This is a genomic window from Paenibacillus sp. IITD108 (assembly GCF_036541265.1).
Taxonomy (GTDB): domain Bacteria; phylum Bacillota; class Bacilli; order Paenibacillales; family Paenibacillaceae; genus Pristimantibacillus.
The window spans coordinates 93161-109755 of record NZ_JAZHCT010000006.1 but is presented as its reverse complement, the minus strand read 5'-3'; the positions used below and the strand labels follow the sequence as shown (position 1 = coordinate 109755).

At 44.6% G+C, this 16595-nt stretch carries 9 protein-coding genes; all 9 read left to right on the top strand.

Translation table 11 applies throughout. The features are described 5' to 3' along the window. Nucleotides 1-56: 56 nt before the first annotated feature. The 9 genes from V1L65_RS07195 to V1L65_RS07155 all read left to right on the top strand — a co-directional run bounded on the left by V1L65_RS07195 (nucleotide 57) and on the right by V1L65_RS07155 (nucleotide 16518). A complete protein-coding gene (locus V1L65_RS07195) occupies nucleotides 57-962 on the top strand; it encodes a carbohydrate ABC transporter permease (RefSeq protein WP_331698431.1) in 906 nt (301 codons plus the stop codon). Then, a complete protein-coding gene (locus V1L65_RS07190; protein ID WP_331698430.1) occupies nucleotides 955-1776 on the top strand; it encodes a carbohydrate ABC transporter permease in 822 nt (273 codons plus the stop codon). The genes V1L65_RS07195 and V1L65_RS07190 overlap by 8 nt, the downstream gene beginning before the upstream one ends. Further along, on the top strand, nucleotides 1776-5183 hold the full coding sequence (locus V1L65_RS07185) for a glycoside hydrolase family 31 protein (protein WP_331698429.1): 3408 nt from the start codon (nucleotides 1776-1778) through the stop codon (nucleotides 5181-5183). Before V1L65_RS07190 ends, V1L65_RS07185 begins: the two co-directional genes overlap by 1 nt. 99 nt (nucleotides 5184-5282) lie before the next feature. After that, nucleotides 5283-8564 carry a TIM-barrel domain-containing protein gene (locus tag V1L65_RS07180; protein ID WP_331698428.1) on the top strand — a complete coding sequence of 1094 codons (3282 nt, stop codon included), beginning with the start codon at nucleotides 5283-5285 and terminating at the stop codon, nucleotides 8562-8564. 54 nt (nucleotides 8565-8618) lie between these two features. Further along, nucleotides 8619-12458, top strand: a complete 3840-nt coding sequence (locus tag V1L65_RS07175; RefSeq protein ID WP_331698427.1) for a TIM-barrel domain-containing protein — start codon at nucleotides 8619-8621, stop codon at nucleotides 12456-12458. Nucleotides 12459-12648: 190 nt separating this feature from the next. Continuing rightward, nucleotides 12649-13158, top strand: a complete 510-nt coding sequence (locus tag V1L65_RS07170; protein ID WP_331698426.1) for a hypothetical protein — start codon at nucleotides 12649-12651, stop codon at nucleotides 13156-13158. 342 nt (nucleotides 13159-13500) lie between these two features. After that, complete coding sequence (locus V1L65_RS07165; protein ID WP_331698425.1) at nucleotides 13501-14016, top strand: DUF3189 family protein; 516 nt, start codon at nucleotides 13501-13503, stop codon at nucleotides 14014-14016. A 702-nt stretch (nucleotides 14017-14718) separates the two neighbouring features. Further along, nucleotides 14719-15597, top strand: coding sequence for a DUF6612 family protein (locus V1L65_RS07160; protein ID WP_331698424.1), 879 nt, complete (start codon nucleotides 14719-14721; stop codon nucleotides 15595-15597). Between the two features lie 681 nt (nucleotides 15598-16278). Then, the gene (locus V1L65_RS07155; protein WP_331698423.1) at nucleotides 16279-16518 is read left to right on the top strand and encodes a DNA-binding protein; all 240 of its coding nucleotides are present in this window, start codon (nucleotides 16279-16281) and stop codon (nucleotides 16516-16518) included. Nucleotides 16519-16595: the final 77 nt, after the last annotated feature.

The window sequence follows — 16595 nt, the reverse complement described above, 5'->3', positions numbered from 1 at the left end:
CATACGGGCAGTAAGGAGAGGATCCTGCTGCTCGTATGCATATAAAGAGGTGCATAATGAAAAGTAACTCGAAGCTAAAAAAACGGTTAATTATATTCGCCTTTCTGCTCCCTTCGCTGGCAGGTCTTATCGTATTCAGCATTATACCGATTATTTATTCCTTTCTAATAAGCTTTACAGACTGGAACGGGCTGAATCGATGGAATCTTAATGAAGGGGTTCCGAATTTAATAGGTATTCAAAATTATGTAGAAATATTAAAAAGCGAAGAGTTTTGGAAGGTTTTAGGCAACACATTCACGTTTATCATCTTGTACATTCCGCTTATTATCGTCATGTCGATCCTCGCGGCTGTGCTTTTGAATCAGAAAAAGCGCGGAGTTGGCATCTTCCGTGTCGTTTACTTTATACCGGTGCTTACCTCATGGGTAGCGGCATCATTGATTTGGAAATGGCTGCTTAGCAAAGATTATGGCCCCGTCAATCAGCTGCTTTCCTTTGTTGGAATTGACGGCCCTGCGTGGCTGCAGGATCCGTTCTGGGCGATGCCGGGCATAGTCATTGCCAGCGTGTGGAAGGATTTGGGCTATTTCTCGCTCATTCTGCTAGGCGGTTTGCAAGGCATCAATCCAACCTATTATGAAGCGGCGCAAATCGATGGCGCTAATGCCTTTCGCAAGCTGATGCATATAACGATTCCATTGCTGACACCTATTCTTTTTTTCGTCATGATCATCAGCATCATCAGTTCCTTTCAATTGTTCCCGCAGGTCATGATTATGACTGATGCAGGACCATACGGCTCAACGCAGGTTATGGTGGAGCGGATTTACCGCTATTCATTCAACTATCATAAGATGGGCTATGCATCCTCCTTCTCCTGGATTTTATTCATTATCATTTTTGTATTTACGCTCGTTCAATTGAGACTTCAGAAAAAGTGGGTGCATTACGATGGTTAGAAAACCGATCAACTCACTCCTTTACTATGTGATTGCCATTATATTAGCTGTATTTGCGTTATTGCCATTTCTATGGATGTTAAGCACCTCGCTCAAAACAGAAGGCGCATTAATGAGCATTCCGATTCAGTGGATTCCAGATCCGATTAATTTCTCAGCCTATACGAAGCTGTTTGAATTATTTCCATTCGGCAAAGCGGTGCTGAACAGCGCCTTTATTACAGCGGCGACTACAGCAGTTCGATTAATATCTTCCTTAATGGCCGCTTATATTTTCGCGAAGGTGTCGTTCAAGGGGCGAGAGATCGTTTTTGCTTTATTTCTGGCTACGATGATGGTGCCTGCTCAGGTGACGACAATTCCTGTCTTTTTAGTTTTAAAGGAGCTGTCGCTAATTAATTCCTATTCAGGCTTGATTTTGCCTTCTATTTTCAATGCGTTTGCAATATTTATGCTGCGCCAGCACATCAAAACGATTCATGACGATTTTCTAGATGCCGCTTATATGGATGGAGCGTCCCATTTTCAAATGTTCCGCAAGATTATTATTCCATTAAGCGTGCCGATCGTGATGACACTTGCTGTACTAATTGTTATGGAAACTTGGGGCGATTATTTCTGGCCTTTAATTGTATTGTCGGAAAAGGAGAAGATGACGCTCACGCTTGCCCTTGCGCAATTAAATGGGCAGTTCTCCAGCAAGTACAATATTTTAATGGCAGGAAGCTTAATATCAATGGTTCCGATCTTGCTAGTTTATCTGTTTGCGCAGAAATTTTTTAAAGAGGGATTACAGCTAGGAGGCGTTAAATAATGAGCTACGAACAATCGACTACACATATTGGGCAGCAGATGCTAATGGGATATATGGATGTCAAATGCGAGCGTTGGAGCGAAGCGTCCGCCCTGCTGCAGGAAGCGGAGCGGTCGTTGCAGCCTGAAGAAAGCTTGCTGTCGGATTTATCCGGCTGGCTTTGGCTGCTGGGCGAATATACACAGCAGTCCAAGGATGATAGACTTGCAGAACGCTATAAGGATAAGATTATGGCTTGTATCGATGCGATAAGTGCCGGATGGTTCAAGCCTGCTGTTCACTGGATGTATGGAGACCGTCAGGGCGTATATTTAAGCCAGGTGGCGCTTCACTACGCCGCGCTGCGATCCGCCGGCTTTATGCTTGTATCAGATACAGCGCTTCGCACAAGCAAGGAGATGAGAGATCAGCTATTTGCTACATTCATGAATGGCATCGCTATGGTCAGCGAGCAGGGAACGACGGAGGTTAGAGCGGATATTGTGCTTGCAACCGTGCCATTTGGCTTTTTTACGCCTGGCGACCTGGCTTTATTAAAGGGTCTGGAGGCAATTGACGATGCGAAGCTGTCTGGCGTTGAAGCGGCAATATTCAGCTGGTATTACGCGGAATGCGGCAAGCTAGCCAAGGCCGGGCAGCTGTACAGCCAAGCCGCGCAATCTGGCAAGGACAGCCCATTTGTAGAAGCGGTTCAGTGCTTGCTGACGCTTTATCGGGAAAGTGATGAAATCGGCTTTGACCATAGGCCTTTAGGCAGCGAATGCCCTTATTTTGCAGAGGAAAATGAACGCTATCCCCGAACCGTGCTGGAGCAGGATGATGTCACGATAAAAATGATCGTTCGCGGTCCTTATGAAATGGACAGAGCTGCCCTTCATTATACACTGGACGGAGCTTCCTATGAGAGTGTAGAAATGTCCTTTGTGGCGGCGGCATCAGCGGAGCAGGAGGGATTCTGGCAGGCGGTTATTCCGAGCGCGCCCGCATATAGCCAGGTCAGCTATTACTTTGATGCGGCTCATGAATCGGGTATTTATGAATCCAAAAACTATAGCTACGAGGTATATCGCTGGGAAAGTTTTCAGCCATTTCATGTACAACTGCAAGGAGCCAGCACGGTATATTCTTATGCACCGGCAAATGGGGTAACCTATGCCAGGCTGAGCGTTACTGCCAATCCCGCTAAGGGAGTGCAATATGAGCTTACTTTTCATAGCAGCGCCAACAGTTTGGCAGAAAAAGAGCGTTCAGATCTGCTAATGCTTAGCAGCAATCAGCAATCTCCTCTCCCCAAATTAACTATTTTGCAAAATAGAGAGCGAAAAGCAGTGAAAGCTAGGCTGATCTATGAAATAAACGAAGACTCTCGCTGGTACGGGTTGGGGGAACGGTTCTCACAGCTTTCCTACGAGCAAGGCGAGCTGGATAACTATGTTTATAATCAGTATAAGGATCAAGGGCATCGAACCTATATTCCAATACCGCTTGCAATAGGCGGGGATGGCTTCGGTATTTTTTTACAAAGCTCTTTATATTCGATTTACCGTTTTGGCACGAAAAAGGCAGCGGAGCTGGAAATAGAAGCGGATATATCCCCCAAGCAGCAAGAACTGGTTTGGCATCGGCTAATTGGCGAGCCTGCTCAGCAGATCAAGCAGTATTGCCATATTACGACCCTGCCTAAATTGCCGCCCAAATGGGCTTTTGGCCCTTGGATGAGCAGCAATAACTGGGATAGCGATAAGGAAACGAGATATCAGCTGGATCAAAATAAAAAACACCAAATTGCCGCAACAGTAATCGTGCTTGAGCAATGGAGCGACGAAGCAACCTTTTATATTTTCAACGATGCACAGTATGAGGGGAAGGGCGGGGAAGAACGCTTCACATACAATGATTTTACTTTCCCCGCGTGGGGACGATGGCCTGATCCGAAGGGGCTTGTCGACCGGATTCATGAAGACGGGCTGAGATTGCTGCTCTGGCAAGCGCCGGTTATGAAGTATATGGAAGGACTGGTGCATCAGCAGCATGACAGGGATGAAGCAGTTATGCTTGAGCGGGGTTATATGGTGCAGGAAGCAGACGGTTCGCCTTATCGTATTCCAAGCTTTGAGTGGTTTAGAGGCAGTCTGGTGCCGGACTTTACCAATGAAGCAGGAGCCGGCTGGTGGCTTGGAAAACGCCAGTATTTGCTTGATGAGCTCGGTATTGACGGCTTTAAAACCGATGGCGGCGAATGTATATACGGCACCAGCCTGCAATTTCACGATGGACGCAGCGGTGCAGAAATGCGTAATGAATATCCTAACACCTACGTTAATGCTTTCCATCAATTTGCGAATCAGTTCGTTCCAGGAGGAGCAATCACGTTCAGCCGGGCAGGATACTCGGGTGCACAGGCAACGCCAATGCATTGGGCGGGGGATGAGAAATCGACCTTTGCCGCGTTTAAGGCAAGCATAGTTGCCGGGCTGAGCAGCGGTTTGTCGGGCCTTCCGTTTTGGGGCTGGGATTTAGGAGGATTTTCTGGCGAAATCCCATCTGCCGAGCTGTTTATACGATCTGCGCAAATGGCAGCCTTTTGTCCGGTTATGCAGTACCATGCCGAAAGCAAAGGCCAGTACAATATGGACCGTACGCCATGGAATATAGCCGAGCGAAGAAATGCTCCTGAGGCACTTCATATCTATAAGCAATATGCTGATCTTCGCATGAATTTATTGCCTTATATTTATGAGCAAGCGCAGCGAAGCGCTGCTACAGGCGAGCCTTTAATGCGGGCGCTATGTTTTGATTTTCCGCAGGATCCAATCGCAAACCGCATAGAGACGCAATATATGTTTGGCCAAGCGCTGCTTGTAGCCCCTGTACTGGAAGAAGGAGCGAGGGAACTGAATATGTATTTCCCGGCAGGCCATTGGGTTAGCTTGATGGATCATGATGCTGCTCCAATAGCCGGCGGGAAATACCTGGAAGTAACCGCAGCGCTAGAGGAAATTCCGGTCTATATTCGTGCTGATTCTGTTATTCCGGCGCATGTATCCGGGGATCTGGAGCTTGCCAGTTATGTTGGGAACAGCATAGAAATTGATCATGAGCTTATGCTGATCGCATACGTGATGTCAGCAATCAATTATACTTTTTCCGAAGAAGGAACTTATCATGCCGAGCTTTCCGTACAGACAGATGGTGCAGTGATGCACATACAAGCCAATATATCAGGACCGCGCAGCCCTGTATTATGGCTAAAGCAGGCGGCTGCAAGCAGTCATTTATCAATAGATGGAACTAATCTTCTGGAAGTTACGAGAGTGGATCAATTAGATGAAGGATGTTTTATGCGCAGAGGCAATGATATACTGCTGCGTTTAAAGCTAGGCCGGCAAACGATACAATGCTGCTAGCTGCTTGGCGGGGGAGAGGCGCTGCTCTCTTCCCCGCTATACATCATGAATTGCATCAGGTGTCTTTATTCCATTTTAAATTTGGGAGAGTGATGATCTGTGCAAGTTTTTCGTACTGGTTTGATCAGCTTTTTAACCATCCTTCTGCTCACATCCATGAGCGTACCGGCAATGGCATTGGGTGGTATATGGCATGATCCGTATGGTGATGACGATTTGTACACAGTGCAGGAATCAGAACGGTATCCTCGTGATCCGAAGGCCGGCGAGCAAGTATTTATTAAAATGAATACATGGCCGATTGAACCGGGCCAAGCCGTTTGGGTGGAATGGAGCCGTAATGGCACACCGCAAACGCCTATCGGAGCTGCATGGAAATATAATTCCTCCAGCGATACGTACTGGGAAGCTGCGCTTGGCAGCTTTAATAAAGGAGACCGCATTGAATACACCGTCTATGCCAACCAAAATGGAGCAAATACGAAATCGGCTGGGCCGTATCAATTTACGGTAACCGACTGGGAAAGCCTGACAAAAATTAATAGTTATATGAATCTCAGCAATCGTATCCAGTTTCAAGGAGAAGCAAATACCGGAATTTTCACCCCACAATTAAACCTCTTATTTGAAAATAGCGAAACTGTTAGAGTTCAGCTATCGCCTAATGGCTCGGGAAATTTTGCAAGCGGACAAGCCGTTTACACGATCCATGAATCAGCTTCGCAATACGATATAAAAACATCCAGCATGACTGTACGCATTCAAAAAAATCCATTTCGCATGAGCATTTACGACGCAGACGGCACCACCTTATTAACAGAGCATTCCTCTCCGGCAACAAGCCGCACCATGTCTTGGCTGACCAATGGCACTACCATTATTGATCAGGTTCAAGATCATTTCAGCACCCCTGCCAATGAGCAATTTTATGGCTTTGGAGAGCGTTACAGCGAGCTTGGCAAGCGCGGGCAGGAAATTGAAAACTATGTATTCAATCAATATTTGAATCAGAATGAAAAAACCTACATGGCTATTCCATATTTTGTGAGCACAAAAAACTATGGCTTGCTCGTTAATAGCACGTATTATTCAAAATTTGAAATGGCATCAAGCGGAGTGCCAAGCGATCAATACCGTTTTTCGGTTCATACGGGCGGCAGTCCCCAATCCTTATTAGACTACACGATTTATACCGGAAGCGATATGAAGGATGTGATGTCCAATTATGCTCAAAATGTGGCGCTGCCTCAGCTTCCGCCCAAATGGGGATTTGGACTATGGCTGTCGGCTAATGAGTGGGACCGCCAAACCGAAGTATTGGATTTGCTAACAAAGCTGGATACGTATCAGATACCATCGACTGCAATCGTGTTAGAACAATGGAGCGATGAGGAAACCTTCTACATTTGGAATGATGCGACCTATACAGCAAAGCCAGGCAATCAGGTGTTTACAGCTGCCGATTTTAATTTTAGCGGCAAATGGACAGATCCAAAGGCGATGATTGACAGTCTTCATGACGCTGGATTAAAGGTGCTATTATGGCAAAATCCTTCGCAGAAATATACGCCGTATGCATACGAGCAAAAGGATAATGATACAGCTTATATGCTATCGCAAAATTATAATGTGAAGGATGGCCAGGGCGGAGATTACCGTATTCCTGCCAATGGCTGGTTTGGCAACAGTCTGGTGCCCGACTTCACTAACCCGGCTGCTGAAGAGTGGTGGCTCTCCAAGCGGAAATATTTGCTGGAGGATATGAATATAGACGGCTTTAAAACCGATGGCGGAGAAATTATTTGGGGCAGAGACACTACGTTTTATAACGGTAAAAAAGGCGATGAAATGAGAAATCAATTCCCTAATGAATATATAAGAGCATTTTATGATTTTGCCAAATCTTATAAGCCTGATGCCATGTCCTTTAGCCGAGCAGGGACGACCGGCATTCAGCAGTATCCGGCTCTATGGGCTGGCGATCAGGATTCCTCCTTTAATACGATGCAGCAGGCGTTGAAGGCGGGGTTATCGGCTAATCTGTCGGGCGTTCCTTTCTGGAGCTGGGATGTCGGCGGCTTTACAGGAGATTATCCATCCGCGGAGCTATATAAACGATCTGTGGCGCTGGGGGCATTTACGCCTATTATGCAAATTCACTCTGAAAAAGCAAATCCTGCAATAAGCGAGGAACGGACGCCTTGGAATGCTGCTGCCCGCAACGGCAATGACACTTCTATTATTGATACCTTTAAAAAGTTTACGAATTTGCGCATGAATTTATTGCCTTATATTTATAGTGAAGCAGCTGCTACAAGTGCGACAGGAGTACCTTTTATGCGTGCCATGAGCCTGGAATATCCTCAGGACAATCAGACGCATTCCTTGCAATATCAATATATGTTTGGCAGCAATCTGCTTGTTGCGCCTATTGTGGAAGGCGGTACAAACATTAAAAATGTTTATTTGCCTGAAGGAGAATGGATTGACTTCTTCTATGGCGCGCAGCGGCCGGGCAATCAGACGATAGCGTATTATGCTGATGCTGATTCTATTCCTGTGTTTGTAAAAGCCGGAGCTATTATTCCGCTTAATCTGAATGCTGACTATCAATTAACAGGAGCAATAGGCAATAGCTTGGATCAGTATACGAATCTCGTTTTCAGAATCTATCCTTCAGGCAGTAGCGCATATGATTGGCAGGATGATATTGGTGGTGGCCCGGTAGGCAAATCCGTGAAGCAAATTCAAGTGAATGAAAGCTATGCAACGGGAGAAGTGACCGCAACACTGCCGCCAATGGATATGCACAGCACCCTTCAGGTGTTTGCATCCAAGCCGTCTGGTGTGACAATTAACCATGCAGGCGTGACAGAGTATAGCAGCAAGGCTGCTTTACATGCTGCTGCGCAAGGCTGGTATTATGATGCCGCCGATAAGTTCGTCTATGTAAAAGCAGCAGCTGGTACGAGTACGCGTACGGTAAAGCTGTCCGGTACAGCCAAGGCTGAATATGAAGCAGAATATGCAGCTCACCATCAAGTGAGCACGAATACGAACCATGCAGGCTTCTTAGGCTCAGGATTCGTTGACGGTTTTGAAACGGTGGGTGATTACGTGGAATTTGATGTGTTTGCTGCGAACAGCGGCGCTCATCAACTGGATATCGCGTATACTTCTGCCGGGGGCGCAGCTTCCCGCAATGTGTATGTGAATGGCGTCTATTCCGCCACTGCGGCATTGCCAGGCACAAGCAGCTGGAGCAGCTGGCAAACTGTGACACTGCCAGTAAATCTATCTGCAGGACATAATATTATCCGGCTGCAGTATGATAGCGGCAATACGCTAGGGATTAATGTGGACTATATTCGTCTTCGCTAAAGAAGATAGAGGTATGAGCTGTTAATCATTTACTAGAAAAAGAGGTGTAAAGCTGTGCGAGTGAGGATGCGAGTAGTCAGCTGCTTCGTGCTGCTTGCCATGATGGTTCAAATGGGGATGCTGCCTGCATCCCCTGTCAAGGCATTTGCTGCAGCGCTAGGCAATATTATTAATGTTGATACAGCCCCGGATACACTTACTTTAACGATTGATAATGGTCTGGAGCCCGGCGACGATATTTTGGAAATTAAAGCCGCTGAGCAAAATATTTTGAAGTTTAATTATCGTCCAAACGGTGTTGCATCAAGCGCCAGCACGCCTATCATTGATCCAGATGTGACGTGGAGCTCCGTGGGGGCTGCAATCGATAGTACCGGTGATCCTATTGTGGTCACTACAAGCGATTTGAGATTGGAAATTACTCGAACACCAGTCCGATTGACGTTGAAGAAGAGTGACGGGACGACACTGCTCTGGGAGCCGTCAAGCGGCGGTATGTTCCATGACGGCGTTCGTTTCCAGCATGATCAGAATCATAATATGTACGGGATCCGCAGCTTCGATGCGATGGAGGATGTTGGGGGCATATTGCGCAGTGATAATCAGCATCCGGCTCATGCGGGACAGCAGGGGGATGCAGGCGGTCCGTTTATATGGTCAACGGCAGGCTATGGATTATTGGTAGACAGTGATGGCGGTTATCCTTATACCGAATCTGCGACAGGCAAGCTGGAGTTTTATTATGGCGGAACGCCTATAGAGGGGCGCCGTTATACCAAGTCCAATGTGGAGTTTTATCTTATGGTAGGAGATCCCTACAATATTATGCAGGCTTATTCCAAAATAACAGGTGCAGCACCAATGATGCCAAAATGGTCGCTTGGCCTCAGCAACTTTGAGTGGGGCATTAATGAAAGTGAGCTAAAGCAATCGGTTGACCGCTATCGCGCATCGAATATCCCGCTCGACGCTTATGCGCTTGACTATGACTGGAAGAAATACGGTGAAAGCAATTACGGTGAATTTCAATGGAACACGACCAACTTTCCGAGTGCCGCTACGACTGCATTAAAAAATGAAATGGACAGCAAAGGGATGAAGCTTATAGGCATCACAAAGCCGCGTATCGTAACAAAAGATTTTGGCGGCGCCCGCACCTTGCAATATTATGATGCGGAAGCAGGCGGCTATTGGTATCCGGGACATGGGGAGTATACCGATTATTTTATTCCAGTAACCGTGCGAAGCGTTGATCCTTATCAGGCGGCTGTACGCAGCTGGTTATGGAACAGCAGCATAGATGCATACAACAAAGGTATTGTCGGCTGGTGGAATGACGAAACGGATAAAGTTTCATCTGGAGCGGCTCAATACTGGTTCGGCAACTATTCGACTTTGCATTGGTCACAGGCTATGTATGAGGGGCAGCGGCAATATACGAATGGTGATGAACGTGTATGGCAAACAGGCCGAACGTATTATCCCGGCACACAGCGCTATGCGACATCTTTATGGTCAGGCGATATCGGCTCGCAGTTTTATAAGGGAGAGCTATTTTCTTGGGCAACAGGAATGAAGGAGCAAGCTCCAATTATGTTATCGGCTATAAATATGGGTCAGGCGAAGTGGGGAATGGATGCAGGAGGCTTTAATCAGCCTGATGGAACGATCAGCAATCCAATGCCTGAGCTGTATGCAAGATGGATGCAATTCGCGGCAATGACACCGGTTGCGAGACTGCACGGCAATTACAATCAGCAGCGTCAGCCTTGGTATTATGGCCAGACAGCAGAGGAAGTGTCCAAAAGCGCCATTCAATTAAGATATTCCTTGCTGCCGTATATGTACAGCTATGAGCGGCAAGCTTATGAGCAAGGCGCAGGTTTGGTAAGACCGCTGATTTTTGACTATCCTGGCGATCCTAATGCCGCCAATATTACGGATTCATGGATGTTCGGCGATTATTTATTAGTGTCTCCCGTTTTGGACAAGGGCCAAAAGTCGAAGTCCATTTATTTGCCGCCGGGCTTATGGACAGATTATTTCCGCGGACATACGTATACAGGCGGTCAAGTGATTACGTATAGTCTCAACGATCGCACGTGGACGGATATGCCTATTTTTATTAAGCAAGGAGCTATTGTTCCTTCGCAGGAGGTGCTCAATTATGTCGATGAAAAGGCAGTGGATACCGTTCAAGTTGACATATTTCCAGCAGCAGAGCGGACTTCCTTTACTTACTATGATGATGACGGCCAATCCTATCAATATGAGAGCGGCAGCTTCTTTAAACAGCTAATTACAGCTCAGGACCAAGGCAGCGCTGGCTATAATTTACAGGTGCATGGCAAAGATGGAAGCTTTAACGCTGATGTCAGCCAGTATATATTGAAGCTTCATAATAAGAGCGCAGAGACGGTTAAACATAATGGCGCTAATCTAACGGAGTATGCTTCTTTGACACAGCTGGAAGCAAGCAGCGGCAACGGCTGGAGCAAAGGAAGGGATATTTATGGCCCGGTTACTTATGTTAAGATTGCTGCGGGTCTAGCAGCGCTTTCTGATATTCAGGCGATTGGCTCCAGTGCGGTTGTACAGCATAGCATCAGATATGAAGGAGAGCAGGGCTCTTTAACGGGCGCTTCTTTAGCAGCAATGGCAACCGCAAGCAGCGGTCATAGCGGTTACTCTGGCACAGGTTTCGTTGAAGGGCTGCACCATAACAATGCAGCAGTTACTTTCTATGCGGATGTAGCGTCAGCAGGCGACTACGATATCGATCTTCGTTATGCCAATGCTACAGGTTCAAGCAAAAGCTTAAGTATTTTTGTAAATGGCGAGAGAATCAAGTCGACCGATCTTCCAAATATGGCGAGCTGGAGCACTTGGGGGAACAAGCAGGAGCGATTGCCGCTAGAGGCGGGCCGCAATATAATTACGTACCGCTACTTTGATGAAGCGAATGACAGCGGCAATGTAAATATTGACTATATAGAAGTGCCTTTTACTCCGGTGCAGTATAAAGTAGAGCTGGAGCGAGGGAAGCTGGCTGGCGGCGCTGCGGTAAACGATAATCACTGGTTCTATTCCGGTACAGCTTTTGTAGATAATATGCTGACTGCAGGAGCCAAGGTAGAATTTACGGTAGATGTCGGGGAAGCAGGCGTATATAGCACTTCGCTGCGCTATGCGAACGGAAGCGGGTCGAATAAGTCGATCAGCACCTATGTAAATGGTATTAAAATCAGGCAAAACATATTGTCTTCGAGCGGAAATAACTGGAATGTCTGGATGGAAGCAGCGCAGAGCTTAACGCTGCAAGCAGGCTTGAATACGATTGCGTTTGCTTATGACAGCTCGGATAGCGGCAATGTAAATCTTGACCGATTTGTACTGTCTAAGTCTGCGATTGCGCAGCCTCAATCCGAACTTAATTTGCTCGATAATGGTGATTTTGAAAGATCGCAATCGTCAAGCAGCAACTGGACAGAGTGGCATCCGGCAGGCAATGCGACTGCTTATGGAATTGACAGCGGCAATGGCATGAATCCGCCAGAGTCTGCGCGTACAGGCTCTAAACGAGCATACTTCCATGCACCGGGTGCTTATAAGCAGAGCATTCATCAATTAGTTGATGTTCCGGTTAATAATAGTCACTACAAGTTTGAAGCATGGGTTAGACTAAGCGGCAATGGAGCAACGACTGCGAGGGCTGAAGTGGATCAGTATGGCGGGAGCCGGCTTGATTACAATATCCCTCACCACGCTGAGTGGAGGTTTATTAGTATTGACAACATTTATGTTACCTCTGGAGTAATAGATGTCGGCTTCTATGTGGACTCGCCAGGCGGTACAGTGCTGCAAATCGATAATGTGCGTGTAATCAAACAGTAATTAGTAATAGAAAAAGAAGCTCTCAAAAAACCATTTATTTTTGAACTGCAACCAATTTGTCTTACATTTGGTGGTGGTACAAGTAATAAGTGGTTTTTTGTTATAATAGATGTAAGGCAAGCTTTTGGCAAAGAGTGGGGTCCGGTAATATCCGATTTTACGAGGCGGGTAAAGGAGGAAGTTGAACAATATGTTAAATAAAATCATTATCGTGTTGATTTCTCTGCTAGTGCTAATCGGTTGTTCTAAGGATAGAAATGATAGAGAGCGTATTTTATTCGGCGATGCAAGTGTTAATTTTGTATCATTAAACGATGAGTATTTTGATGAGGATTTGCTCAGCATAGAATATCGAATTATTAATCAAACGAAAGAAAGCACTGGTCCCTTCCATGTTAACGTTGTGATTCATGATAAAATTTTGCAGGACTACTTAGGATTAGAACAATATACTTCGTATGAAAAGATGGGTCATGATGGAATGGAGATTGGAGCAGGCGATGTATTTCAAAGTGGGGAAAACTTGCACGCGACGAAGGGGATTGGCGAGCTCTATAGGAGCCTTAATCCCGAGCATCAACTCATTGAATTGCAGATGGTCAATCCGAAGACAGAAGAAGTTATCGCTTCAAAATGGATTCATAATTTTTTATATGTGTATGAGACAACCGCTAAGCCCAAACAAGCTAAATCTAGCTAAGTATGTTGAGCTCGAATTGATCCTAGTGATGCGGACACTGATGACCGTTAGCGCTCATTTTTCGCGAACTTCCACTTTCTAGCGGACAGAAATATCCGTTAGCGGGAAAAAAACTAGAAAATTCGACGGAATGTTCTTCTAATGGTCATAAGTGTCCGCATATGCAACAAAAAGACTGTTTTTTGGGTCTAACGGTCATTAATGACCGCACCGCAAATAACATCGCATCGTTTGTTCTTTGCCTATTGAATATCAGCTTGTATATTGCTATTTTCTATAACATAGATTGAAGACATGCAGAAATGACCATAATAGAAATAGAAAATAATAAAGGATGATTTTATGATCTATATCTATAATGACTATGGGGGGACGCATACAACGTCTCTTGCAGCTGCTTATCACTTGAAACAAATTACACATCCAGAACGAAAGCTAACTAAAGAAGAAATATTGAATGTAAATTACTTCAATAAATTGAATAAAGATGATTTTGGAAAACTTATTTTTCACGGGGTAGATGAAAATGGAGATTCAGTATTTACAATAGGCAGGAAATCCTCAAAACTTGTTGTTCCAGCATTAAAAAATTTAAGCCTATTACTGCAGAGTAAACACCATTTTCATGAAAAAATAGTATTTTCAAATACCTCGCCAACTGTACCGTTCGTTATGTCAATTGGTGGTTTTTTTTCAAGGGGATTAAAAATTGATTTCATAGGTGTCCCCTTATTGGTTTTAGGTGCTAAACAATGCTGCGATACTATTTATAGGTTGGTTGAGAATACTAAACAAGTAGGGATATCCCCTAATGAGGAACAAATTATTATTCTAGAAAACAAAATATATAAAGGATAAAACATTGCGCATCCGGGAAAGGATGCTTTTTATTTGGGATGGGGTGAGATAGTGGTGGACAAACCTTTCGAATTAGGAGTATTCCGAGGGCTGGGCATCTTCTCTTTTTTGTAGTGGATGTCGCGGCATATCAGTTCATTCCGAATTTAACGGTTGTAGGAAGTGCTATTGTAAGGAAATCAGCTCAATTTTAAATCTAACGGATGTAGGAAGCCTTATTTGCTTAAAATCAGCAAAAATGCGATGAAAGTTAACACTTAACGCTTCTCACAACCGTTACAGTTTCAAAACCTCTTTTTTCCACTAAATAACGCTCCTCATAACCGTTACAGTTGTGAGGCTATCGAGCGTGCCCAGTGCCGCTCCATTTAATTGTTCGTTACCCGCTCGATTCGTTACAGTACTAACCCGACTAGTTTTGCGGAAAATAGATTGGCAAGGGAGACTTAAAATCGCAGAGAAACAATGAATCAGTTATGCAAACTGCATGAGTTAATAGTGAAAACATGCTGCTTTTTTGACAATATTGTTCAAATTTTTGTAACATTGGAAACGCATTCGCATGAAACTGGGCATACTTCCCTAATGAAATAGGATGTGTATGGAATTTTTTGTATGCCTTTTTAGGACTATGTACTCTGTCGCCGCAATACAGTTCTTGGGTATCCTACTAGGGACTGAAAATTTTAGGGGGAACAGGAAATGAAAAAACTGGCAATTTTTGTAGTATCAGCAGCATTGGCATTAGGTTTGACAGCATGTGGAGGGAAGGATAACGGTCCTTCAAACGGTGGAAACAGCAGCACGCCGCCAACAAACCAAACTGAACAAAATCAAGGTTCTGGCAATAATCAAAATAATGCTTTACCTACCGTCGAAGAGCTAATCGAGAAGTCTACTGCAGCAAGTGCTGATCTTAAAAGCTTCTCCATGACTTTAGATATGAAGCAAAATATCAACATTACTGCTGGAGAGCAAAAGCAAGAACAAAAGGTAGAAATGAAATCAACATCTGATTTTGTTAAAGAGCCATTGACAATGTTTCAAGATCTAGATATGAACATGGGAGAGCTAGGCAGCCAAAAAATGGTGCAATATATTACGAAAGATGGCATGTTTGCACAGATTGAAGGCAACTGGGTGAAAATGCCTGAAGAGACTACTAAAGAATTGATGGCTACTCTAGAAGAGTCATCCAAGCCAGAAAAACAACTTGAAAACTTCAAAGCAATTGCTAAGGATACTGTTGTTACTGAAGAAGGCAATGACTATGTATTGACTGCAAGCTTGTCTGGCGACAATGTGAAGGAGCTTGCTAAATCGTTCATGAATCAAGGCGGCCAAAATGAAGAGATGGCAGCTATGCTGGATGCAATGAACATTACTAGCATCAAGGTTGTAACGGCGATGAACAAAGAAACTTACTATCCGACCAGATCTGATGTTGTGATGTCAGCTGAAATGGAGCAAGAAGGACAAAAAATTACAATCGACATGGATATGAAGAGTGTAATCAGCAAGTACAATGAAATCGAAGAAATCGTTGTACCAGAAGAAGCGTTGAACGCGCCTAGCATGTAATTGATGAAATAAAATAAAAGACGTCAGGCTTTGCATTTCTGCAGAGCACAGGCGTCTTTTTTTATTGATGAAACTATATGTTTTTAACAGGTGGTTGCAAAACTCGTCTGGAAAATCTAACGAATACGGGTAGTGCTATTGTGCCAAAAAAGCTTGTTTTAAATTTGTAACGAATCGTAGCATGCTTAATGGTAGTAAAACGCTGCCCAAATGAGCATTTGTTCACAAATAGCGACTCTACGAAGTGCGTCGATTAATTGTGAGATTGGCATGCAAAAAGAAGGGGAACGAAGAGCAAGATTGGGAATGGAGAAGCGGCAGCGACCGCCTTTGTAGGCCAATTTTATCCTTTACAGGGGTTATTTCATCAAAAAATTGGACTACAACAGCGGTCGGAATCCCAAACTTGATTGTAGTAATATCCCTTGCGATTGCTTATTGCCCTATTCACAATTAATCGACATCCTAATGTGATGCGTTAGATTTCAAAAGGGGCATTTTATGCAAAATAGCGCCTTCAGGATTCGTTGAAAAATGAATGACTTCTCGAGCACCGTCCAGGTTTGTTATCCGGCTATGCGCATTCCTCATGAAGGACGCCGGAGAAGTGCTTTGTTGTGGTATAATGGTTATATCCGATTCAATTAGTTCGTTTGAATGGAAGAAAAGAGGCTGTTATACATGCAAAATTTTGCTGATTGGAATTTGAAGTTAAAGGAAACCTTTAACGCCACAAACCCATTGGTTGTATTGACCGTTAAGGAATCTGGAGAAAAATTAGGATTATCCAAAGATTCAATGAAAGTTTTTGTGGAGAAAAATAATTTAACGAAGGTGCGGATCAATAGAAATACCCATAGATACCTTTTGTTAAAATCAGAGATAGATGACATTATTAGAAAAAGAGAACAACAAAGTTAATTGAAAAAACAAGCTATTCCAGATTTAATTTCCGGAATAGCTTGCTTGCTAAGGGGTTGAGCATAGGCTCAATCCCT